General features: G+C 64.9%; 21 protein-coding genes, 1 tRNA gene and 2 pseudogenes. 14 read left to right on the top strand and 10 right to left on the bottom strand.

From position 1 onward, the window contains the following. Positions 1 to 170 precede the first annotated feature (170 nt). The 4 genes from JNL31_RS08250 to JNL31_RS08235 all read right to left on the bottom strand — a co-directional run bounded on the left by JNL31_RS08250 (position 171) and on the right by JNL31_RS08235 (position 3,456). Complete coding sequence (locus JNL31_RS08250; protein ID WP_294972129.1) at positions 171 to 926, bottom strand: hypothetical protein; 756 nt, start codon at positions 924 to 926, stop codon at positions 171 to 173. After that, entirely contained in the window at positions 923 to 2,152 is a 1,230-nt protein-coding gene (locus tag JNL31_RS08245; protein WP_294972127.1) for a cytochrome c peroxidase, read from the bottom strand. The genes JNL31_RS08250 and JNL31_RS08245 overlap by 4 nt, the downstream gene beginning before the upstream one ends. A gap of 11 nt (positions 2,153 to 2,163) precedes the next feature. Further along, on the bottom strand, positions 2,164 to 2,610 hold the full coding sequence (locus JNL31_RS08240; protein WP_294972125.1) for a FixH family protein: 447 nt from the start codon (positions 2,608 to 2,610) through the stop codon (positions 2,164 to 2,166). An 81-nt stretch (positions 2,611 to 2,691) separates the two neighbouring features. Further along, positions 2,692 to 3,456: an AraC family transcriptional regulator gene (locus JNL31_RS08235; RefSeq protein WP_294972122.1), complete on the bottom strand. Its 765-nt coding sequence runs from the start codon at positions 3,454 to 3,456 to the stop codon at positions 2,692 to 2,694. Between the two features lie 701 nt (positions 3,457 to 4,157). On the opposite strand from JNL31_RS08235, the pseudogene JNL31_RS08230 reads away from it, so the two are divergent. After that, a pseudogene (locus tag JNL31_RS08230) lies at positions 4,158 to 4,853 on the top strand (IS5 family transposase); the annotation flags it as partial. A 138-nt stretch (positions 4,854 to 4,991) separates the two neighbouring features. On the opposite strand, the gene JNL31_RS08225 reads toward JNL31_RS08230, so the two are convergent. Beyond that, positions 4,992 to 5,066, bottom strand: a tRNA-Thr gene (locus JNL31_RS08225). A 112-nt stretch (positions 5,067 to 5,178) separates the two neighbouring features. Here JNL31_RS08225 and JNL31_RS08220 point away from each other — a divergent pair. The 8 genes from JNL31_RS08220 (at position 5,179) to JNL31_RS08185 (ending at position 12,643) form a co-directional block, all read left to right on the top strand. Continuing rightward, the gene (locus tag JNL31_RS08220) at positions 5,179 to 5,349 is read left to right on the top strand and encodes a hypothetical protein (RefSeq protein ID WP_294972119.1); all 171 of its coding nucleotides are present in this window, start codon (positions 5,179 to 5,181) and stop codon (positions 5,347 to 5,349) included. Between the two features lie 5 nt (positions 5,350 to 5,354). Continuing rightward, positions 5,355 to 6,623, top strand: coding sequence for a UDP-N-acetylglucosamine 1-carboxyvinyltransferase (murA, locus tag JNL31_RS08215; protein WP_294972116.1), 1,269 nt, complete (start codon positions 5,355 to 5,357; stop codon positions 6,621 to 6,623). Then, entirely contained in the window at positions 6,620 to 7,093 is a 474-nt protein-coding gene (locus tag JNL31_RS08210; protein WP_294972113.1) for a DUF2948 family protein, read from the top strand. The genes murA and JNL31_RS08210 overlap by 4 nt, the downstream gene beginning before the upstream one ends. A gap of 161 nt (positions 7,094 to 7,254) precedes the next feature. Next, positions 7,255 to 8,556 (top strand): histidinol dehydrogenase, encoded by a 1,302-nt coding sequence (hisD, locus tag JNL31_RS08205; protein WP_294972350.1) that lies wholly within the window; start codon positions 7,255 to 7,257, stop codon positions 8,554 to 8,556. A gap of 57 nt (positions 8,557 to 8,613) precedes the next feature. After that, positions 8,614 to 9,090: a UPF0262 family protein gene (locus JNL31_RS08200; protein WP_294972110.1), complete on the top strand. Its 477-nt coding sequence runs from the start codon at positions 8,614 to 8,616 to the stop codon at positions 9,088 to 9,090. 4 nt (positions 9,091 to 9,094) lie between these two features. Then, a complete protein-coding gene (locus tag JNL31_RS08195; RefSeq protein ID WP_294972107.1) occupies positions 9,095 to 9,550 on the top strand; it encodes a low molecular weight phosphatase family protein in 456 nt (151 codons plus the stop codon). Between the two features lie 117 nt (positions 9,551 to 9,667). Beyond that, on the top strand, positions 9,668 to 10,312 hold the full coding sequence (locus tag JNL31_RS08190) for a hypothetical protein (protein WP_294972104.1): 645 nt from the start codon (positions 9,668 to 9,670) through the stop codon (positions 10,310 to 10,312). Between the two features lie 9 nt (positions 10,313 to 10,321). After that, positions 10,322 to 12,643 carry a calcium-binding protein gene (locus JNL31_RS08185; RefSeq protein ID WP_294972101.1) on the top strand — a complete coding sequence of 774 codons (2,322 nt, stop codon included), beginning with the start codon at positions 10,322 to 10,324 and terminating at the stop codon, positions 12,641 to 12,643. Between the two features lie 112 nt (positions 12,644 to 12,755). Here the strand turns inward: JNL31_RS08185 and JNL31_RS08180 are convergent, their stop codons facing one another. Then, positions 12,756 to 13,148, bottom strand: coding sequence for a helix-turn-helix domain-containing protein (locus JNL31_RS08180; RefSeq protein WP_294972098.1), 393 nt, complete (start codon positions 13,146 to 13,148; stop codon positions 12,756 to 12,758). Positions 13,149 to 13,258: 110 nt separating this feature from the next. On the opposite strand from JNL31_RS08180, the gene JNL31_RS08175 reads away from it, so the two are divergent. Next, positions 13,259 to 14,089, top strand: a complete 831-nt coding sequence (locus JNL31_RS08175; protein WP_294972348.1) for an NmrA family NAD(P)-binding protein — start codon at positions 13,259 to 13,261, stop codon at positions 14,087 to 14,089. Between the two features lie 34 nt (positions 14,090 to 14,123). Here JNL31_RS08175 and JNL31_RS08170 read toward each other — a convergent pair whose 3' ends face one another. After that, the gene (locus JNL31_RS08170) at positions 14,124 to 14,768 is read right to left on the bottom strand and encodes a hypothetical protein (RefSeq protein ID WP_294972095.1); all 645 of its coding nucleotides are present in this window, start codon (positions 14,766 to 14,768) and stop codon (positions 14,124 to 14,126) included. Between the two features lie 40 nt (positions 14,769 to 14,808). On the opposite strand from JNL31_RS08170, the gene JNL31_RS08165 reads away from it, so the two are divergent. Further along, positions 14,809 to 15,513, top strand: a complete 705-nt coding sequence (locus JNL31_RS08165; protein ID WP_294972092.1) for an endonuclease/exonuclease/phosphatase family protein — start codon at positions 14,809 to 14,811, stop codon at positions 15,511 to 15,513. Between the two features lie 329 nt (positions 15,514 to 15,842). Here JNL31_RS08165 and ade read toward each other — a convergent pair whose 3' ends face one another. Next, positions 15,843 to 17,543, bottom strand: coding sequence for an adenine deaminase (gene ade, locus JNL31_RS08160; protein ID WP_294972090.1), 1,701 nt, complete (start codon positions 17,541 to 17,543; stop codon positions 15,843 to 15,845). A gap of 94 nt (positions 17,544 to 17,637) precedes the next feature. Here ade and JNL31_RS08155 point away from each other — a divergent pair, with 94 nt between their 5' ends. Continuing rightward, complete coding sequence (locus tag JNL31_RS08155; RefSeq protein WP_294972088.1) at positions 17,638 to 18,561, top strand: DMT family transporter; 924 nt, start codon at positions 17,638 to 17,640, stop codon at positions 18,559 to 18,561. Positions 18,562 to 18,576: 15 nt separating this feature from the next. Here JNL31_RS08155 and JNL31_RS08150 read toward each other — a convergent pair whose 3' ends face one another. Continuing rightward, a complete protein-coding gene (locus tag JNL31_RS08150) occupies positions 18,577 to 19,695 on the bottom strand; it encodes an aromatic ring-hydroxylating dioxygenase subunit alpha (protein WP_294972085.1) in 1,119 nt (372 codons plus the stop codon). A 140-nt stretch (positions 19,696 to 19,835) separates the two neighbouring features. Between JNL31_RS08150 and JNL31_RS08145 the strand changes: the two genes are divergently transcribed. Further along, complete coding sequence (locus tag JNL31_RS08145) at positions 19,836 to 19,961, top strand: hypothetical protein (protein WP_294972082.1); 126 nt, start codon at positions 19,836 to 19,838, stop codon at positions 19,959 to 19,961. Between the two features lie 24 nt (positions 19,962 to 19,985). On the opposite strand, the gene JNL31_RS08140 is transcribed toward JNL31_RS08145, so the two are convergent. Then, positions 19,986 to 20,447, bottom strand: coding sequence for an Lrp/AsnC ligand binding domain-containing protein (locus JNL31_RS08140; protein ID WP_294972080.1), 462 nt, complete (start codon positions 20,445 to 20,447; stop codon positions 19,986 to 19,988). 104 nt (positions 20,448 to 20,551) lie between these two features. On the opposite strand from JNL31_RS08140, the pseudogene JNL31_RS08135 reads away from it, so the two are divergent. After that, a pseudogene (locus JNL31_RS08135) lies at positions 20,552 to 20,952 on the top strand (bifunctional proline dehydrogenase/L-glutamate gamma-semialdehyde dehydrogenase); the annotation flags it as partial.

Below are 20,952 nucleotides of genomic sequence, written 5' to 3'. Positions count from 1 at the left end.
CCGGACGCAACCGCACTCGCTGCGAGCGGCGGAACAGGAAGGGCTTGCGCGATCGTTCGACGACATGGCACTCACGGGTCAGTCGCTGGGGGCACTCCGCTGCTCGCGGACGCGGGCAGTTCGCACATCGTGCAGGTCCCGCGCCCGGCGCAATCCAACGGGCTGCGCCATCAGGATTGAGGTTTCTCGGCCAGGACCGGATCGGCTCCCCCCTCGGCGGTCTCCGGCCTTCCGTCCAGGAAGTCGGCGGCAGGCGAGTCGACGAAGAACCACCGGATCTCCCGGACCTTGTTCATCGGCATCGTGATGATGGCATGGTCTTTGGCTATCAGCACATAGGCCGAGGTCACGCGCACGATCCGCCCCTGCATCACGCCCCTGTCAGTCTCGATCTCGGACAGGGCGCGGGTCGTGTCGGTCGCGGCTGCGCTGTCGGTCATGCCAAGGACCGTCGGGATGTATAGCAGTGAGAACACCAGCCACAGGTTGGCCATGTGGCGCCAGTTGACCACGACATTCATCGCTGCGGCGATCACGCCAAGGGCAAGATAACCGCAGGCCATGTGGCCAAGGGTTGATTGTCCGGGACCCGAATAGAAATGGATGAACCCGAAGCCGGTGACGGAAAGTGCCAGGCCGGCCACCACAAGCGCGCGTGCCTTGTGCAACGGTGCCAGGATGATCAGGCGGCCGAACACCAGGGCCAGCCCTGCCGAGACCGCCATGGGAATTGCGCCGATGGCCGACCCGATCAGAAGGTCCTGCACCGTGAGCAGGGAAATCAGGCTCCACTCGATCGGTGAGAAGTAACCGAGATTGTAAAGCGTTGCCCCCGCGACGGCGATGGCGGTGAAGCCGGTGGCCAGTTCGGTGAAGGACCGGCGGTCAAGGGCGAGATGTTCTTTGATGGCGGATCGGCTGATCATGGCTGAGCTTCCGTCGAGATGGGGTCAAGAGATACGAGGAACGCCTCAAGAGAGGCGAGTTCCGTCGAGGTCAGGTTCAACGGCTCCAGTTCGCTGTGGCCGTCAGGGGCGGCAGGCGCGGTGTTGTAGTGGACCAGGACGTCGCCCAGCGTCGCGATCTGGCCTGCATGCATGTAGGGCGGACGACCGGCGACGCCGCGCAGGGACGGCGGCTTGTAGGCCCGGGTCATCTCGTGCCCGGCCTTGGCCAGATACTTCAGCTCGGCGCAATCGCCGGGATCGGCGTCGCTGTAGGGCCCGAGGCAGTTGAACGGGTCGGCCAGAACCTGGTCCGTTCCGAGACTTCGACCCTGGTCCTCAGGCAGGCCGGGGACGGCGGCCACGCCCGTGTTGTGAAAGAAGTTGTCGGTCAGGAGCGGACCATTGTGGCACTTGGTGCATTCACCCTTGCCGACGAAGATCCGAAGACCTTCCTCTTCCTGCAGGCTCAGGAGACCCACAGTGTCCTTGCCCGCTGCAAGGGCATCGACATAGGCGTCGAAGCGCGAAGGCCGCGGGGTGATCGTGCGTTCGAAGGCGGCGATTGCCTTGCCGACATTGGCAAAGACGCGGTTCACGGCGTCGCGCCGGGTGTCGTCGAGCGCCATCCAGTCGTCCAGCACGGGACCAAGTCCGGTCGGGCTCGCGTGGTTCGGCACGTCGGCAAGTGACGGCAGAGGCCCGAACAGGGCGGCGTATTGATCTGCATAATGCGTCTCGATCAGATGCGCGATGAAGGCCCGGTCGGTGCCATGTTCGACCGCGCTTTCCAGCGGGCCCAAGGCCTGGGCCCACTGGCTGTCCTTGCGCCCGTCCCAGAAGAGCCAGGGGCTGTAGGCAGTGCCTGCGATGGGCATGGTCCGGCGGGCGGTCACCCCCACCCCCTTGGCCCGCGCCAGATCGTCCTGGAACTGGCGGTCCGGCAGATGGCAGGTGCCGCAGGCGACCTTTCCGTTCGCGCTGAAACGGGTGTCGAAGAACAGAGCCTTTCCCAGTTCCGCAGCACGCGGGTCGTCCGCGACGGCATTGGACGGATCGGCCGGAAGGGGTGGCAGCTTCGACAATCCCAGCGACAGCACAAGCCTGGCTTCCTCGTCCGTCCAGTTCGTCTTCGGTGAAATGGCCCGGTATGTGGCCGTCGCCGATCCGGCGATCAGGGCTGCGAGGAGAAGGGTCGAAGCGCGCATCGCCATCCCTCCTAAAGGACGATGTTGAAAGTCACGGTGTCCGGACCGGCGGGGCCGTCAACGGCAAGGTTGACCACCCACCAGCCCGGCATGTTGAACTTCATGCCCTCGATCTGGTAGCGCCCGCCGCCCAGATTGGCGCTGACCTCGGGCTCGGTCGGCAGCCCGTGCCCGTGCTGCGGCATGCCGCCATCAACGGTGATCTCGGCCGTTTCGACGGGGGTGCCGTCCGGCGTGGTGATGCTGACCACCCAGCCGTGCATGGTGCCGACGGCGATGGGTGAGAGGCCGGGCTCGACCGCGGCGGTGTAAAGGCCCTGGTCGGTCGGCTTGGCAAGCGACAGGTCAAGGTCGGCAGGTGGGGGCTGCATCATCTTGGCGACGCCGACTCCGGCAACGGCGATCAGGATGACCGGCACCGACCAGAGCAGGCGGCGGCGGGTGATCGGGTTTGACATGGGAGGCTCCTTCGTTTGCGATGCCCAGGATTTACGCCAATGGCCGAAGGCAGGCTTGAACGAAGGGGCTATTCCGAAAATTCAGGCGGTCAGGGAATGCTGGGCATTTGGCGGCTCGATCCGGGCCCGGGTCGGGGCAAGGCCGAACATGCGCTGGCATGTCCGCGAAAGATGTGCGGAATCGGCGAAGTTCGCCGCATAGGCCGCGTCGGTCCAGGATGCCCCGGCAAAGCCAAGGGACAGGGCCCTGTTGAGCCGTTCCCAAAGCAGGTAGTGCCGGAAGGAAACGCCGGTCTCCGCGACGAAAAGATGTCGAAGGCGCCCAGGGGACAGGCCGACCTTGCGCGCGAGAGCAGGCAGCGTGATCGGTTCGTCCAGATGCTGGCGGATCTCGGTGATGGCGCGCAGGACACGCGGGTCGGCGATCACCGGCAGTGTGTCCACGCCGGAGAATCTTGCAACCACATGCCGCGCCAGCAAGGCCAGCGTCTCGTCATCGGCACCCTCGAAGTAGGCGGTGGCAATCGGCTGCGCGAGTTGCCTGGCTTCTGCCCCTGGCAGTAGCTGAAGCCCAACCGAGCCATGTTTCGCCAGCACGCCTCGCCCGACCACTGACTCCGGCTCGAACAGGATGTTCGCTACCACGCTTCCGGGTGCGTGAAACACATGCGGCACGTCTGGCGCAATGAGCGCGCCATCGCAGGTAATCCAGTCACTGCCCGGGTCGGTCCTGAACTGCGCAGTCCCCTGGATCGGCAGGCAAAGCTGGATCGCGTGATGCGAATGCCAGCCCATGGCTCCGGTGATCAGCGCCAGCCAGAGGCTGCCGCCTTCCCAGAACAACACTCTGCCAATGCCGGCTGCTTCCATCCGGAAATGCTATGGGATGGTCAGGCTAAGGCAAACAGGATTCACGCCACAAGAATCGTTTTCGGTGCCGCCCGAGGCGTGCACCGCAAGAAATCTCGATCTGGATCTTCTTGTGCACGAGGCCACGAATGCGGTCGGCGACAAGTCGCGCGGTCGCAGTGTTCTGGTAGGGGTCGGGTCATTTAGTCTCTCCTGTGCTTGGTCAAATGAGAGACGAACCTGCGCGTGTACACTCGCAGCCGCTCCAGCCCGTCGGGCAACGCGGTTGCTGAGCGGCCAACAAGCTCGACAGAGCACCAAATCGAAGCGCGGGCTGCGGTCCGCGTTTCGATTTTGGCGCGTGGCTGTTCGTGGTGTGGTTGACCTTACTCGATCCTCCGGGGCCTAACCTTGGAACACTCCGCTGGCACCGGTAGTCAAATCGTCTGCCCGAAGCTCGGGGATCTCCACGACCAGCCGCATCAACCGATGTGGCTCAAGCGCGCGGCTTCGACATAGTTTCATGTTAACCAAGTGGCGCTTTCGACATCACGCTCGACGGGTCATGTTGGAGAAATTCAGATTCTCGAACATGACCCGACGCAGATGTTAAGGCCGACCCAGGCTCAGGACCCACTAAATCGCTTGCGGTTGCAGCGAGGCATCGATTCACCGGCGGCAGTGTAGGGGGTGCCGCCATGACCGATCTGATCCTGCTTCCCGACGCCCGTTTGGCGCGGATTTCTCCGTTCCTTCCGTTGTCTCATAGTATGCCTCGGGTGGATTGACCGGCGGGTCATCAGCGGCATCGTCTTCATCATCCGCAATGGCCTGCGGTGGTGCGACGTTCCGCCAGGCTACGGGCCGCACAAGACGATCTGCAAGCGCTTCATCCGCTGGAGCGGGCTGGGCGTGTTCGGGCGCATCTTCGTCGAGCCTGCAAAGGGCGGCGCCGAGACGGCGGAACTCATGATCGACGCGACCCATCTGAAGGCGCACCAAACGGCGGCCAGTCTGCTCAGCGGGGGCTCTTCCCGGCATGTCGGACGCACCAAAGGCGGGCTGAACCCGAGGCTGCATGCCGTTCGCGACAGCCAAGGGCGCCCCCGCAGCCTGTTCCGCACCGCTGGCCACGTCCGAAACCATAGGGGGGCGGCGGACCTGCTGGCGACGATGCCGCCTGCCAAAGTGCTTCTGGCCGACCGGGGCCGTGAGGCCGACTTGCTCCGCAAAGCCCTGGCCAAGCGCCGGATCGAAGCTTGCATCCCATCAAAATTCAACAGAAATATCCAGATACACCACGACCGTGCGCTCTATCGAAAGAGGCATCGGATCGAGACACATTCCGAAAGCTCAAGGACCGGCCGCGTCTCGCCACCCGCTATGACGGATGCGCCACGAAGAGCCCGTTCTGTACCTTGAAGCAGTGCAGCCGCCCGGCCATCTCACCCTCGTTCTGGGATCATTTCAGGCACCAGAAATGGCACAAAGCCCTTGAGATCAAGGGTTTTATTTGCAATCAAGGGGATGGATGGTGCTGCAAGAGAGGATTGAACTCTCGACCTCTCCCTTACCAAGGGAGTGCTCTACCACTGAGCTACTGCAGCGCCGTTGGTGGGCGGGTGATTAGACGCAATCGAAACGGGGCGCAAGGGGGTATGGGCGGGAATCCCGGCGCTCTCTGGACCCCTGCTCCCCCTTGGGGTAGAAGCCTTCCCCATGCGCAGCCCTTCGGACCCGCCTGCAAGCGAAAAGGCCCGGAAGCCCGAGCGCCCCGTCCGCCGGGAAGACCGGCTGAAGGCGGCGCTCAAGGCCAACATGGCGCGCCGGAAGGCACAGGCAAAGGCCCGCAACGCCGACGACGCGGCCCGGGACAGCGAAAAGGACTAGGGCAGATGGATTCGATACTGGTGCGCGGCAACGGGGCTTTGTCGGGGGCGATCCCGATCGCGGGGGCGAAGAACGCCTGCCTGACGCTGATGCCCGCGACGCTCCTTAGCGACGAACCGCTCACGCTGACCAATGCGCCGCGGCTGTCCGACATCCGCACCATGACCCAGCTGCTGCAATCGCTTGGGGCCGAGGTCGCCAGCCTGCAGGACGGGCTGGTGTTGGCGCTCTCCAGCCATTCGATCACCAATTTCAAGGCCGACTACGACATCGTCCGCAAGATGCGCGCCTCGATCCTCGTCCTCGGGCCGATGCTCGCCCGCTACGGCCATGCCGAGGTCTCGCTGCCCGGAGGCTGCGCCATCGGCGCGCGACCGGTCGACCTGCACCTGAAGGCGCTGGAGGCGATGGGGGCGGACCTGGACCTGCGCGACGGCTATGTCCACGCAAAAGCCCCCGGCGGCAGGCTCAAAGGCGCTGTCGTCGACTTCCCCTTCGTCTCGGTCGGGGCCACCGAGAACGCGCTGATGGCGGCGACGCTCGCCAAGGGCACCACAGTCCTGAAGAATGCCGCGCGCGAGCCCGAGATCGTCGACCTTGCCCGCTGCCTGAAGAAGATGGGCGCCAAGATCGAGGGCGAGGGCACCGGCACCATCACCATCGAGGGCACCGACCGGCTGGGCGGCGCCACGCACCAGGTCGTCACCGACCGGATCGAACTGGGCACCTACATGCTGGTCCCCGCGATCTGCGGCGGCGAGGTGGAATGCATCGGCGGGACGCTGGACCTTGTCGGCGCCTTCGCCGAAAAGCTGGACGCCGCGGGTGTCAGCGTGACGCAGACCAATCGCGGCCTCAAGGTCAGCCGCAAGAACGGCCGGGTGCAGGCGGTCAATGTCACGACCGAGCCGTTCCCCGGCTTCCCGACCGATCTTCAGGCGCAGATGATGGCGCTCCTTTGCACCGCCGAGGGCACCAGCGTCCTCGAAGAGAAGATCTTCGAGAACCGCTTCATGCATGCCCCGGAACTGATCCGCATGGGCGCCCGGATCGACGTCCACGGCGGCACGGCGACCGTGACCGGGGTCGAGAAGCTGAAGGGGGCGCCGGTGATGGCGACCGACCTGCGCGCCTCGGTCTCGCTGATCCTGGCGGGGCTCGCGGCGGAAGGGGAAACCGTCGTCTCCCGCGTCTACCACCTCGACCGCGGTTATGAGCGGGTGGAAGAGAAGCTGCGCGCCTGCGGGGCGCATATCGAGCGCATCCAGGCATGACGGACGCGAAGTTCGAAGACGGCGGCGAAGCCCAGCTGCGGCTCGTTGCGCAGGATGCCGAGGACCTGAAGGTCATCTCGACCCTGGTGCAGGATGCCGTCCTGCCCGTCACCGAGATGTCCTTCGACCCGCGCCGCCGCCGCTTTGCCCTCCTCCTGAACCGCTTCCGCTGGGAAGACCGGGCCGAGGCCGAGCGCGTGGGCCGGGCCTATGAACGCGTGCGCGCGATGCTGGTCGTCGAGGATGTGCTCAAGGTGCAGAGCTTCGGCTTCGACCGCGCCGACAAGGATCTGGTGCTGTCGCTTCTCGACATCGGCTTTGCGGCGGGGGAGGATGGCACCGGCCGCCTGACCCTGACTTTGGCGGGTGACGGCGGTATCGCGCTGGACGTCGAGGCGCTGGACCTGCGCCTGGACGATGTGACCCGCCCCTACCGCGCGCCCTCGGGCAAGGTTCCGCGCCACGATTGACGCAAAAGCCGGAGTTTTCGAACACTCCGGACCGGAGCCTTCAAAGGCTCCGCGCCGATTTCTTCGAAGAAATCGTCCCCTTGCCGCCGCACAACGCCGCATCCCGGCTTGAGCCGCCCGTCGGCCCGCGCTATCTGGACCGCGACCAGCCGGAGGTCCCGATGCCCGTCTTCCTGAACACCACCGACGCGGGCTTCGAGGCCGCCTTCCGGACGCTCCTTGGCCAGAAGCGGGAAGAGGCGGAAGACGTCGATCAGGCGGTGGCACAGATCATCGCCGATGTCCGCGCGCGCGGCGACCGGGCCGTGATCGAACTGACGGCGCGCTTCGACCGCCTGACCCTGTCGCCGGAAACCCTCGCCTTCACGCCGACCGAAATCGACGCGGAAATCGCCCGCGTCTCGCCCGAGGACCGCGCCGCGCTGGAACTGGCCGCCGACCGCATCCGTGCCTATCACAACCGCCAGAAACCGCAGGACGAGGCTTGGACCGACGCGACCGGCGCCATGCTCGGCTGGCGCTGGACGCCGGTTTCGGCGGCAGGCCTCTACGTCCCCGGCGGCCTCGCCTCCTACCCGTCCTCCGTCCTGATGAATGCCATTCCCGCCAAGGTCGCCGGGGTGGATCGGCTGGTGATCGCCTGCCCGACCCCCGGCGGGAAGGTGAACCCCCTCGTCCTCCTCGCCGCCCGGATCGCCGGGGTCGACACGGTCTACCGCATCGGCGGCGCGCAGGCGATTGCGGCGCTGGCCTATGGCACGGAAACCATCGCCCCGGTTGACAAGATCGCCGGCCCCGGCAATGCCTTTGTCGCCGCGGCCAAGCGCCGGGTCTTCGGCCGCGTCGGGATCGACATGATCGCCGGTCCGTCCGAAATCCTCGTCATCGCCGATGCTGACAACGACCCCGACTGGATCGCCCTCGACCTCCTCTCCCAGGCCGAACACGACGAAAGCGCCCAAGGCATCCTGATCACCGACAGCCCGGCCTTTGGTCAGGCCGTGGCGAAAGCCGTCGCGAAGCGGCTGGAAACGCTCGACCGCCGCGCCATCGCCGGGGCCAGCTGGGAGAACCACGGCGCGATCATCATCACCCGCGACCTCGGCGAGGCGGCAGTGCTCTCCAACCGCGTCGCCCCGGAACATCTCGAACTCTGCACCGCCGACCCCGAGGCCCTCAGCCGCCAGATCACCCATGCCGGCGCGATCTTCCTTGGCGCTTACACGCCCGAAGCCATCGGCGACTATGTCGGCGGCCCGAACCATGTGCTGCCCACCGCCCGCTCCGCCCGCTTCTCCTCCGGCCTCTCCGTCCTCGACTTCATGAAGCGCACCACGCTCGCGAAGATGACCCCGGAAGCGCTGAAAGCCATCGGCCCCGCCGCCGAACGGCTTGCGCAGTCGGAAGGCCTCCAGGCCCATGGCCTTTCCGTCCGTGTCCGTCTTGACCGGCTGAACGACTGACTCTTGCGCGGCGTCGCGGGCTCGGGCATCACGGTCCGAACCGCAGGGACCCCGCCCATGAACCGTATCTGCCAGATCGAGATCGACGAGAAGGGCCTCGCCCGCCCGACGCCCGAGATCGAACAGGAACGCCGCGTCGCGATCTTCGACCTTCTGGAGGAGAACTCCTTCATCCCCGCCCGCCGCCCCGACCGGGAGCTGCCCGACGGCCCCTGGCGCGTACTCCTCGCCATCCGCGAAGGCCGCCTCGTCTTCGACATCGCCACCGAGGCGGGCGACAAGGCCGCCGAATTCCACCTCTCGCTCGGCCCCTTCCGGCAGGTGGTGAAGGACTATTTCCAGATCTGCGAAAGCTACTTCGATGCGGTGAAGCGCCTGCCGCCCAGCCAGATCGAGGCCATCGACATGGCGCGCCGCGGCATCCACAACGAGGGCGCCGCGATCCTGCGCGAAAGGCTGGAGGGCAAGGCCGAGGTCGACACCGACACCGCGCGGCGGCTGTTCACCCTGATCTGCGTCCTGCACTGGGGCTGAGGCTTTGGGCGACTTCCCCCAATCCGTCCTCTTCTGCTGCGACCACAACGCCGTCCGCTCGCCGATGGCCGAGGGGCTGATGAAACAGCTTTACGGCCAGCGCGCCTATGTGCAATCGGCCGGCGTGAAGAACGATATGGAGATCGACGGCTTTACCGTCGCGGTCTGTCAGGAACTGGGCATCGAATTGTCGCGACACCGCTCGCGGTCTTTCGAGGAGATGCAGGATTGGGGCGACGATCTTTCGCAATTCGACCTGATCATCGCATTGAGCCCCGCCTCGCAAAGGATGGCGCTGGAATTGACCCGGTTTCATCACCTGGATATCGAATATTGGCCGATCCTCGACCCCACCGGATTGGGTGAAACGCGAGAGGCGAAATTGGCCGCCTATAGGCAGGCGCGGGACCAGATCCGGGAGCGGATGCTGGCAAGGTTTGGGCCGCCAACGGAGGGGTAGGGCGGCGTTGACCATCGCTCCGCTTTCTACAGCCCAAGACTGTAATGTGATCTTGACTTACCCTCGATGGTTGCATCATTCTGGCGGTAACGTTTCTTTAACGGTCGCAGGCGCTCAGTGAAAACCCGGCTTTCAGTTGCCTTGTTTGTTCTTGCAAGCGTCACGACTGCCGAAGCCGACGCCTGCGAAGCGGATCACACGCCGCTCGAAATGGCTGGCCATACGCTTTGCCTGCTCAACGCGGCGATGCCGAAAATAAGTCGAAGGGAGGATGGCTCAATTCGCTCCCTGACTTGGAGCCACCCCGAACGGTTCCCGCCAGAAGTACAGTTGCCGCCAGGTACGTTCTATCTCATCGTAGGCTTGCCGCCGGGCTTTCCTGGGGTAGTCCTTTCTGCCTCGGCAGGGGAGACCGTACCATCCGCTCTGCCCGAGATGCGTGAGCCTTCTGCCAAGTTAGGAAATTTTCCCAATGACCCCAGAAGGTGGTTCCGCCCTGTGAAGGCGCGACTTAGTGGCCAACCGTTTGTGTTGGAGTGCCGAGACGCGATACTCGAACGGAGACGGCTTCAAGGCGCCCATGACTGCCAATTAATTTCTCAGATGGCGCCTGGAATCTGGGTTGAAGTTCACTTAGGCACCGTCGATTGGGCCAATGGTCCAGCTTGGCCGCGCCTTGACGAAACCTGGGTGAAAAGCTGGCCTCCTTATTTGGATGACCTCGGCTCAGGCATCAACAATCTCCTCTCGACCCAGCAATAGGGGTTTATCTTGCCAGCTCTTACCTCAGCCCAGCGTCAAACCCTCATCGACGATTTTCATAATGCGTTTTCTGAACATCCAAGGGCAGATTTCTATCTGCGTCTCGCGCAATTCATGGATGACGCCTATCCTTATCCTGATGCCCCTCCAGCCGAATATCGCGCCGCAATCCTTTGGCTGCGAGGTGCAGCCGAGGTGAATGCCAATGCAGGCAGCCAGAGTGATTTCATCCGCGCGTACAATAAGGCGCAGGTTGAGGCGCGCACTGGCCAGACTCTAAGCGACGCAGAAATGGATGCGGTGTCCAACGCTGTTGCGCAAGAGGTCTACGACAAGCTTATGAGCGGGCCGACGGCCGAGTTTCCAACGATTGATGCGTTGGCGAGCGACGATGCTGCGCCCGCGGCGGAAACAATATTCGAAGAAAACACGGGCGGTTGGGCCGGGAACCACCTGTTCCTGCTGCTCGGCTATAGCGATGCCTTCTACAGCAACGTCGTCGAACCCGGCAGCAGCACCTATGACGCCGTTGCCATGATCAAGTTCACCGACGAAGCTTTCGGGGCGGCCAACTGGTTCGATGGTATCGTGCAAACCCTGGCTTATCCGTCAGGTGCGCTGACCTATCTTGCGGGAATGTCCGCGCTGGATACATTCCTGTCGGCGGCATACGCTTGCGTCCCTCAAACAAGCTATATGAATGGCGACAGGAACTTTATCCGCTCCTTCTCCAACATCACGCTTGGGCGGACGGCTGAAAGCGACTCCCTTTCCGGTACGGATAGCTCCGACTTCATTCATGGCGGCGGGGGAAACGACACGATTTTCGGCAGTCTCGGACGTGATGTCATTGACGGTGCCGAGGGCCGGGATGTTGTAGACTATTCCCATCTGGACTCGGCACGACAGTTCAATCTGATCGGCACTGCCCAAAGCACGGCAGATTATGTTGGCTATGTCACCGGCACCGGACTACTCGACATACTTCAGGCAAGCCTCTTCGGTATCGAAGAGATACGCGGTGGCAGCCAGAGCGACGAGTTCCGGGTAAGCAGTCTTGCAGATGCTCTTGAGCGGATCGACGGTGGTGAAAACGGTGCGGAGGGTGATCTTCTGTCGTTTGCCGATGTAGTGCAAGGCGTGGCCCTCAACTTGCAGGTCGGCACTTTGGTGATCGGAGAGGTCCAAGTCGAGGTGGCAGGCTTCGAGCGCATTGAAGGGTCAAGCCACAACGACGTCATCATCGGCAACGACGGCGCAAATATTCTCTATGGCGCAGATGGCGCCGACTCCCTCTTCGGCGGTGGTGCCGACGACTTCATCTTCTTCGACGCTGCGGATGGCGGGAACGTCCACGGCGGCGCGGGCCGGGATGTGGCGGTGGCGCTCGGGTCGGATGGCGTGACGGTCGACATGGCCGCGCAGGGCCTGGAATGCGTCATCGGCTGCGACGGCGATGATACGATCACGGTTTCCAATGAGAACGACCCAGTCTTCGCGGCGGGCGGTGGTGGCTCAGACCACTTCATCCTCGACAATCTGGAGGCGTATGGCCCGAGAATCCTCTGGGGCGGGTCCGGAGCGGACGTGTTCGAGTTCCAGAACGGCGGTTGCGTCAGCCTTGCCGTTGTCAACATCGACGGCCTGACCGAAGAAGCCTTCTCGCGCCTGACGCTCGAAGACCTTGGGCTGGGAGAGATCAATGTTTCGTGGCTGAGTGCCATCTTCATCAACCCGGACGCAACCGACCGGTTCTATTCCGATGACGGAGTTCTCGGGACATCGTCGGTAAACCTGCGGGACTGGTGGGACTTCGGCGACGATCCTGAATTGTTGGACCTGCTTCTCCCAGGGTCGGCGCCCGTATCACTGGATGTTCGCACGTCCGACGTTCCGGGTGGGACCTACGCGATTCAAGGCGTTTTCCGCAACGAAGTGCGCGCCCTTCACGAAATCACCCTTCAGTACAACTACTATGACGTCACAGTCCGGTCAGACGGTGGGTATGACGTTGTGGACACCGAAACCTATGAAGAATATCTCATCCGTTACAACCTCGAAACCGACTCCATGATCGACACCCGGTCCGAGGTCATTGAAGATGCATTGAGGTCTGCTGAACGGCTGTTTGCCCAGTGGGACGAGTATGACTACGGTGACATAACAAGCGAGTACTGGACCGTTCAGGCCCGTTCGGACATTCCTACGGGTCCATTCTATGTCGTAGGAGGTGAGTTCGCTGGCACTGTCCTTTCCGCCAATGACGATCTCTCGGGCACTCTCCCCGACGACCCCGGCCCGTCGCCCTTCGACTGGCTTCTCGCCGCGTGACAGACAGGCTGTGCCCGGGCCTGCGCAAACCTTTCCAGACCCCTAACGTCCGCGCGTAACTTATTGATTCAAAACGGTACGATTTTCTGTCCACCGTGGGCACTCGCCGCCTCTATTCCGCCGCCAGCGCCGCCTTCCCGGCCAATATCCCCGGCAGCGCCCCTTCGATCCAGCCCGCCAGCGCCACCACATGCACGGCCGCCTGCTGCCCGAGCGCGGTCAGCTCGTAGTCCACATGCGGCGGCACCACGGCATGCGCCGTCCGAAGCACGAATCCGTCGCCCTCCAGATCCTTCAGCGTCTGGCTCAGCATCCGCTCGCTGACGCCGCCCACCTTCCGCCGCAACTCGGCAAACCGGTGCGGCCCGGTCGCGAGCGCCACCATCACCAGGGCACCCCAGCGGTTCGTCAGATGGTTCAGGATGATCCGCGACGGACAATCCGCCGCCAGAACGTTGCCCAACTGCCACCCATCCAGCAGTGCCTGTGCCTTTCTGCCCGTCATGCTGTGCGTCCCTTCGGAATACTAACAAATTTGTGCGTACTTCCATTTCGTAAGTAATGGTCTATCTCTGCCTCGTCAACCGCACCACCGATCCGACAAGGGAGATCACCATGACCATCGCCATCACCGGAGCCACCGGCCAGCTTGGCCGCCATGCCATCGCCGCCCTAACGGCGCGCGGGGGCAAACCCGTCGCCCTCGCCCGCGACCCGGCCAAGGCGGCCGACCTCGGGGTCGAAACCCGCGCCTTCGACTATACCCGTCCCGATGCCGCCGCGCTGAAGGGGGTGGACACGCTGGTCCTCATCTCCTCGAACGACTTCACCGACCGCGCGGGCCAGCACAAGAAGGTGATCGCCGCCGCCAAGGCCGCCGGGGTCAAGCGCCTGGTCTACACCTCGATCCTGAAGGGCGACGCCTCGCCGATGATCCTGGCGCAGGATCATGTCGCCACCGAAGCCGCGATCCGGGACAGTGGCATTCCCGCCACCATCCTGCGCAACGGCTGGTACACCGAGAACTACACCGGCGCGCTCGGCGCTGCCGTCCAGCATGGCGCCATCATCGGGGCTGCGGGCAATGGCCGGGTGAACTCCGCCGCCCGCAAGGACTATGCCGAGGCCATCGCCGTGACGGCGCTCGACGCCGCCCATGTCGGCAAGACCTATGAGCTCGCGGGCGATACCGCCCATACCGGCGCCGACCTTGCCGCCGCCGTCGCCAAGGCTGCGGGCAAGCCGGTGGCCTATGTGCCGATGTCGCAGGCAGACTATGCCAAGGCGCTGCAGGGCTTCGGCCTGCCGGAAGGCTTTGCGCAGGTGTTGGCCGACAGCGATGCCCAGGCGGGCAACGGCGCGCTGGCCGATGACAGCCATACGCTCAGCCGCCTGATCGGTCGTCCGACGACGCCCATCGCCGAGACCATCAAGGCGGCACTCTGACCGGAAGGGCAGGGGGCGCCACTGCGCTCCCTGCCTAGCGCTTCCGTTTCAGCACCTTGCGAAAGCGGCTTCGGTTCGTCTCGATGAACAGGTCGAACGGCGCCCTTAGGCCGCGCCCGGCGCGATCGTAAAGGTAGATCACCCCCGCCAGCGCGGCCAACGCTGCCCCCACCGCGTCCACCACCAGGTCGCCCATCGTGTCGGCCAGCCCGGATTTCATCATGTTGAAGCCGAAGAGCCGGTCCATGCCATATTCGAAGATTTCCCACAGCGTGCCCACCGTGATCGCCAGGCAGAAGGACAACGCCCCCACCGCCCAGGGCGGCGCGGCATAGCGGTCGCCCTGGAACAGCATGAAGACCAGCAGGAACCCCAGGATACCGAAGCCCATGGCCGAGCCGAAATGCAGCGCCAGGTCCCACCACCAGAAGCGGTCGTAAAAGGCATGAACCTCGCCCAGGTACAGCGTCGCCAGCACGAAAAGCGCGATGGCGGCCAGAAAGCTCTGCGGCAGGCGCAGCCCGACGCGGCTGGCGAACAGGGCCGGAAGGAAGGTCAGGACCAGCGCCGCCAGCGTGACAAAGACCGCCGGACCCACGCCGCGGATCATGGCCACCCCGGCTTCGATCGCCAGAAGCAGCCGGATCGCCCGCAGCACGATGGCCGATGCTGGAAACACGCCCCCTCCGTTCCTTGCCGCTCTGCCCTATATTGCCGCAATGGACAGTGATTCACAGCCCAGCCTGCGCCTCGGTTCGTGGAACATCCGCGCAGGGCTCGGCACCGACCTGCGCCGCGATGCCGAACGGGTTCTGGCCGGGATCGCCGCGCTCAGGGCCGACATCCTCGCCCTGCAAGAGGCCGACTTCCGGCTGGGCGACCGGCCCTCGGCCCTGCCGCGCGACCGGATCGCCGCCTCGACCGGGCTGGAGCCGCTGCCCATCGGGCCGAACGCCGTCAGCCTCGGCTGGCACGGCAATGCGCTCCTCGCGCGTCCCGGCATCCACGTCTGCGGGCTGGAACGGCTCGACCTGCCCGGGCACGAGCCCCGGGGCGCGGTGATCGTCGATCTCGACACGCCCGCGCCCCTGCGGGTGGTGGCGGTGCATCTCGGCCTCCTGCGCGCCGCCCGCCGCCGCCAGCTCGATGCGATCCGCATCGCGCTCCAGCGTCACCCGGCGCGGCCGACCGTGATCCTCGGCGATTTCAACGAACATTCGCGCCGCGTCGGCCTCGGCCGGATCGCCACGCCCTTCATGATCCTGCCCACCGCGCCGACCTTCCCCTCGCGCCGCCCTTTCCTGCCCTTGGACCGGATCGTGCATTCCCCCGACCTCGAACTCATGCCGCTGACGCAGGTACGGACAAGGGGCCCGCAGGCCTCGGACCACCTGCCGCTCATGGCCGAGCTGCGCTGGCTCTAGGCCGGTCACTTCCACCGTATGCCTTTCACATTTGCCCAAATATCCTCCGGGGGTTTGGGGGTGGAAAACCCCCAAGCGTCCGAGCCGGTTGCGCGTTCTTCACGCGCAGAGGCGAGATGGAAGGCTTGCGCGTCAGCGCTCAATCTGAAAACCGCCCCAACCCGCGCGAGGCTTCAGAACCGGGCAAGGCCCTGCACCACGCGCCCCCTCTCCCCACAGTGGGAACGGGCCCTGGCGAGCGGGCGATCGCGGGTTAAGAAATTCCCAACGACAACGCGCAAGCCGCAGACACTAAACGAAAATAGCAAAAATGTCCACTGTGGACGGGTTCAGGGCATCACCTCGAACCTGTCCACATCCACCATGCCGAAATCGGTGATCTTCAGATGAGGGATCACCGGCAACGCCAGGAAGGCCAGTTGCAGGAACGGCTCCTCCAGCACCACCCCCAGCGACGCCGCCGCCGCCCGCAGCTTCACCAGTTCCTCCCGCACCTCCTCGAAGCTCGCCAGGCTCATCAGCCCCGCCACCGGCAGCGCCAGCTCGGCCAGCACCCGGCCGCTCTCCACCACGACGAAGCCCCCCTCGATCTCCATCAGCCGGTTCGCCGCCAGCGCCATGTCCCCGTAATCCGCCCCCACCACCGCGATGTTGTGGTGGTCGTGGCAGACCGTCGACCCGATGGCCCCGCGCTGCAATCCGAAGCCCTTGACGAACCCCGTCGCCCGGTTCCCGTTCACCCCGTGCCGCTCGATCACCGCGATCTTCACCAGGTCACGGGTCAGGTCAGGTTTCTTGTCGCCATCCTGCGGCGCGATGTCGAAGGTCAGGTGTTCGGTGATGATCTTGCCCGGCAGGATGCCGATCACCGGCGTCTCCACCCGGTTGCCGCCGGTGCGGAAATGCCCCGCCTCCACCCGCGGAGCCTTCACCGACCCCCGCGCCACCGGCACCGTCCCCGCCCGCGCCGCGAAGGCCGCGTCGTCCGCCACCACCCCACCCGCCAGCACCAGCGAGGCATGGCACCCGTCGAGCGAGTCGATCACCGCAATATCCGCCCGTTTCCCCGGCGCGATCAGCCCGCGATCCTTCAGACCGAACGCCTCCGCCGCCGACAGCGAGGCCGCCCGATAGACCGCCAGTGGCGGCGCCCCAAGCGCAATTGCCGTGCGGATCATGTAATCGAGATGCCCGTGTTCGCCGATGTCCAGCGGGTTCCGGTCATCGGTGCAGAGGCAGAGGTAGGGTGCAAACCTCTCGGTCAGCAGCCCCGCCAGCGCGTGCAGGTCCTTCGACACCGACCCTTCCCGGATCAGCACACGCATCCCCTTGCGCAGCTTCTCCAGCCCTTCCTCGTAGGTGGTCGCCTCATGTTCGGTGCGGATCCCCGCCGAGATATAGCCGTTCAGGTCATTCCCGCGCAGCAGCGGCGCATGCCCGTCGATGTGGCGGCCTGCGAAGGCCTCCAGCTTCTCCAGGCACCCGGGATCCTTCATCAGGACGCCGGGATAGTTCATGAACTCCGCCAGTCCGATCACCTTTGGGTGGTCCATGAACGGCACCAGATCAGCCGCCGAAAGCCGCGCGCCTGTCGTCTCCATATGGGTCGAGGGCACGCAGGAGGAAAGCTGCACCCTGAGGTCCATCACCAGTTGCGACGCCGACTCAAGAAAGAACCGGATGCCCTTGATCCCGCAGACATTCGCGATCTCGTGCGGGTCGCAGATCGCCGTCGTCACCCCGCGCGGCGTCACGCAACGGTCGAACTCGTGCGGCGTCACCAAGGAGCTTTCCACATGCAGGTGCGTATCGATGAATCCCGGCACCAGCACCCGGCCCGAGACGTCGATCTCGCGCTTGCCCCGGTAGCTGCCGAACACGCCGACGATGGTGTCGCCACAGATCGCCACGTCGGTTTCCACCAGGTCGCCGGTGATCAGGTCGAAAACCCGTCCTCCTTTCAGCACCAGATCGGCGGGCATCAACCCGCGGCCCTGGTCAATTCTGTCGGCGAGCGGCGCTTTGGGCATGGTCTTCTCCTTTCCGAACAGGGAAACTCAACCCGGGCGCGGCGTCCAGAGCGTTCCGCCTGAAACAGCCATCCGGAAACCGGAGGAGTGGCCCATGCGTCCGTTGCGCGGCATCGCCTTCAAGCTTGCCTCGGTCATGGTCTTCATCGTCATGGCCTCGCTGATCAAGTCGACGGCCGACCACGTTCCCGCGGGCCAGACAGTGTTCTTCCGGTCATTCTTCGCGATCCCGGTGATCTTCGCCTGGCTGGCCTTTCGGCGCGAACTTCCGGGCGGGCTCAGGACCCGCAACCCCTTCGGCCATTTCTGGCGCGGGCTGATGGGCACGCTGGCGATGGGCCTCGGCTTCGCGGGCCTCGGCTACCTGCCGCTGCCGGAAGTCACCGCCATCGGCTATGCCGCGCCGATCCTGACCGTGGTCTTCGCAGCCATGTTCCTGGGCGAGGAGGTGCGGCTTTTCCGGATCAGCGCGGTGGCGATGGGGCTGGTGGGGGTGCTGATCGTCGTCTACCCGCGCCTGACCGTGCTGTCGGGCGACGCGGCTGGCTATCTGGAAGCCTTCGGCGCGATGGTCGTCCTCGGCGGCGCGGTCTTTGCCGCGCTGGCGCAGGTCTTCGTGCGTCGGCTGGTGAACACCGAAGAAACTGCCGCCATCGTCTTCTACTTCTCGCTGACCGCCACCGCGCTGTCGCTTGTGACCATTCCTTTTGGCTGGGTCTGGCCCACGCCGGGCGAAACCGCGATCCTGGTTGGGGCCGGGCTTCTGGGCGGCGTCGGGCAGATCCTCCTCACCTCCAGCTATCGCGAGGCAGATGCCTCGCTGGTCGCGCCCTTCGACTATGCCTCGATGATCTTTGCGCTGGGGATCGGCTATTTCGTCTTTGCCGAGGTCCCGACCATGCCCATGCTTGGCGGGGCTGCGCTGATCGTGACGGCAGGCATCCTGATCATCTGGCGCGAACGGCAGTTGGGGCTGGAACGCGCGCGGCAAAGGAAGGCGATGACGCCGCAGGGGTAGCCCTTGACCTCTCCGTCAAAGCTCCAGCCGGTCCAGAACCCAGACACCCATCGCCTGCACCATGTCGTCGCGCCAGGACAGCGGGCCGGGCCGGTAGAGCGCCGAGCCGAGCGCGCGCTGCTGCTTCTCCAGGATGCCCACGTCTTCCTTCGCGACCCTCTCCCAGCGGTCATAATAGGGCAGGGCGCGGGCCTCGAAATCGGGCAGGGCCAGCCGGTCCTCGGGGAAGCAGCCGCCGACCTCCAGCACGGTGCGGCTTTCGCTGACCGGGCGCGTGTTGAGCCACCACAGGCAATCCTGCGCCACGGCGAATTGCACGGTGGGGAAGACGACGGTGAACCAGGTCCCCAGCTTTGCCTCCTCGTCCAGCCCGTCGATCGGCGGAAAGGGCGGCTGTTCGGTGCCGAGCGTGGCGATCGACCGGCCCGAGATGACCTGGATGGCAATCCAGTCGCCCTTCGTTGCGGGTGAACGGGACTGCTGCGCCCCCACGGTGTCACGGTGGACGATGCCGGTGTGATAGGTCTCGACCGCGTTTTCCAGGATGAGCTTCCAGTTGCAGGCCGCGTCCAGCGTCACCGACCAGGTGCAGCGCATGGCCCCAAGCTTGTGGCTGGCCATCCGGTCGGGGAAGTCGCCCAGATGCTCGCGCAAAGAGGGGCCCTCGCGGGTGAAGCGGGCGAAGACGAAGCCCTCCCAGTCGTCGAGGTCCAATGCGACCAGCCCGTTTTCCACCTTGTCGAAGCCCTCGGCGTCCTTCATGTCCGGGCAGCCGTACAGGCGACCGTCGTTCAGGTAGCTCCAGGCGTGGTAGGGGCAGGTGATGCGGCCCCCCGCGTTGCCCTTGCCCTCCAGCAGGATCGAGCCGCGGTGGCGGCAGTAGTTGGCGAAGCAGCGAAGCTTGCCGTCATTGCCCCGGATCAGCACGATGGGCCCGCCGGGGCTGTCGAAGGCGCGGTAGTCGCCTGCTTCAGGCAGTTCCTCGGCCCGGGTCAGGAAGAACCAGTGCTTCAGGAACACCCGCTCGCGTTCCTTCCTGAAGATCGCGGGGTCGGTATAGAACCCGGCGGGCATCGACCGCGCCCGGTTCAAGGGTTGCGTGGCGGCAGTCAGGTCGGCACGTTCAAGGCTCATCGGCTCGGCTCCGGATTCCCGGCAAGCAGTTTGCGGCGACGGCTCCGGGCTGGCAAGTCCGGGCACATTTGGCCCGTGCAATCTCGGGGCAGTGAGCCTAGGATTCGGTACGGCCATCAGGGCCGACAGGGGAGGCGACCATGGCCAAGGGCATGAACAAGCGCAAGGAAACCAAGAAGCCGAAGAAAGAGGCCGCGAAGGCCCCGGTGGCGGTGTCGTCGACCAATGCGAAGGTCACGATCAGCACGGCCAAGCCGAAAGAGTAGGGTGGGTGCCAACCCACCGGCCCTTCAGAACACTTCCTTCACCGCCTCCATCGCCACATAGGTCGAGGTACTGGCGACATGCGGCAAGGCGCTGATCACCTCGCCCAGCACGCGGCGGTAGGACTGGATGTCGGCCGTCCGCACCTTCAGGAGGTAGTCGAAGGAGGACGCCATCATGTGGCACTGTTCCACCTCGGGCACGATCAGCACGGCCTTGTTGAACGCGGTCAGGGCAGCCTCGCGGGTATCGGAGAGGCGGACTTCGACGAAGGCGACATGTGCCTGGCCCATGCGGATCGGGTCGAGGATCGCGCGGTAGCCGGTGATGATCCCCGCTTCCTCCAGCCGCTTCATCCGTGCCTGGGTGGGCGATTTCGACAGGCCGATGCGGCGGGCCAGTTCGACGGCGGCAATACGGCCCTCGGTTTGCAGGACCCGCAGGATGGCAAGGTCGAAACGGTCCAGATCGGCGCGGTCGGAAGGCATTGGTCTTTCCCCGAATATTCCGTCATTCGCCTGAGTAACACGAAAGTTTCGGGAAAACAGCCTTTCGATTTGGGTATATGCTGGGCGGAAAGCGAGGTGCCCGAATGACTGCCCAATCCGCCCTGTCCGCCTGGTCCGTGATCCAGACCGGAAGCCTGACCGACGAGACCGCGCTGGTGCAGCGCCTTGCGGCCGAAGCCGCGCTGGACGCCCCCGCGCGGGCCGCCATCGTGGCTGAGGGCGCCGACCTGGTGAAGCGTATCCGGGCAAGTTCCCGCCCCGGCCTGATGGAGGTCTTCCTGGCGGAATACGGGCTGTCGACCGACGAGGGCATCGCGCTGATGTGCCTGGCCGAAGCGCTTCTGCGCGTGCCGGACGCCGAGACGATGGATGCGCTGATCGAGGACAAGATCGCGCCCTCGGACTGGGGCCGCCATCTGGGGAAATCGGCGTCGTCTTTGGTGAACGCCTCCACCTGGGCGTTGATGCTGACCGGCAAGGTGCT

It is taken from the genome of Tabrizicola sp. (assembly GCF_016792905.1).
Taxonomy (GTDB): domain Bacteria; phylum Pseudomonadota; class Alphaproteobacteria; order Rhodobacterales; family Rhodobacteraceae; genus Tabrizicola.
This window is presented reverse-complemented; position numbering and strand designations above follow the sequence as displayed.

Bases quoted from the DNA above. Each gene is read 5' to 3' on its own strand.
- JNL31_RS08250 (WP_294972129.1), bottom strand. From the start codon at position 926: ATGATCAGCCGATCCGCCATCAAAGAACATCTCGCCCTTGACCGCCGG.
- JNL31_RS08245 (WP_294972127.1), bottom strand. From the start codon at position 2,152: ATGCGCGCTTCGACCCTTCTCCTCGCAGCCCTGATCGCCGGATCGGCG.
- JNL31_RS08240 (WP_294972125.1), bottom strand. From the start codon at position 2,610: ATGTCAAACCCGATCACCCGCCGCCGCCTGCTCTGGTCGGTGCCGGTC.
- JNL31_RS08220 (WP_294972119.1), top strand. From the start codon at position 5,179: ATGCGCAGCCCTTCGGACCCGCCTGCAAGCGAAAAGGCCCGGAAGCCC.
- murA (WP_294972116.1), top strand. From the start codon at position 5,355: ATGGATTCGATACTGGTGCGCGGCAACGGGGCTTTGTCGGGGGCGATC.
- JNL31_RS08210 (WP_294972113.1), top strand. From the start codon at position 6,620: ATGACGGACGCGAAGTTCGAAGACGGCGGCGAAGCCCAGCTGCGGCTC.
- hisD (WP_294972350.1), top strand. From the start codon at position 7,255: ATGCCCGTCTTCCTGAACACCACCGACGCGGGCTTCGAGGCCGCCTTC.
- JNL31_RS08200 (WP_294972110.1), top strand. From the start codon at position 8,614: ATGAACCGTATCTGCCAGATCGAGATCGACGAGAAGGGCCTCGCCCGC.
- JNL31_RS08180 (WP_294972098.1), bottom strand. From the start codon at position 13,148: ATGACGGGCAGAAAGGCACAGGCACTGCTGGATGGGTGGCAGTTGGGC.
- JNL31_RS08175 (WP_294972348.1), top strand. From the start codon at position 13,259: ATGACCATCGCCATCACCGGAGCCACCGGCCAGCTTGGCCGCCATGCC.
- JNL31_RS08165 (WP_294972092.1), top strand. From the start codon at position 14,809: ATGGACAGTGATTCACAGCCCAGCCTGCGCCTCGGTTCGTGGAACATC.
- ade (WP_294972090.1), bottom strand. From the start codon at position 17,543: ATGCCCAAAGCGCCGCTCGCCGACAGAATTGACCAGGGCCGCGGGTTG.
- JNL31_RS08155 (WP_294972088.1), top strand. From the start codon at position 17,638: ATGCGTCCGTTGCGCGGCATCGCCTTCAAGCTTGCCTCGGTCATGGTC.
- JNL31_RS08150 (WP_294972085.1), bottom strand. From the start codon at position 19,695: ATGAGCCTTGAACGTGCCGACCTGACTGCCGCCACGCAACCCTTGAAC.
- JNL31_RS08145 (WP_294972082.1), top strand. From the start codon at position 19,836: ATGGCCAAGGGCATGAACAAGCGCAAGGAAACCAAGAAGCCGAAGAAA.
- JNL31_RS08140 (WP_294972080.1), bottom strand. From the start codon at position 20,447: ATGCCTTCCGACCGCGCCGATCTGGACCGTTTCGACCTTGCCATCCTG.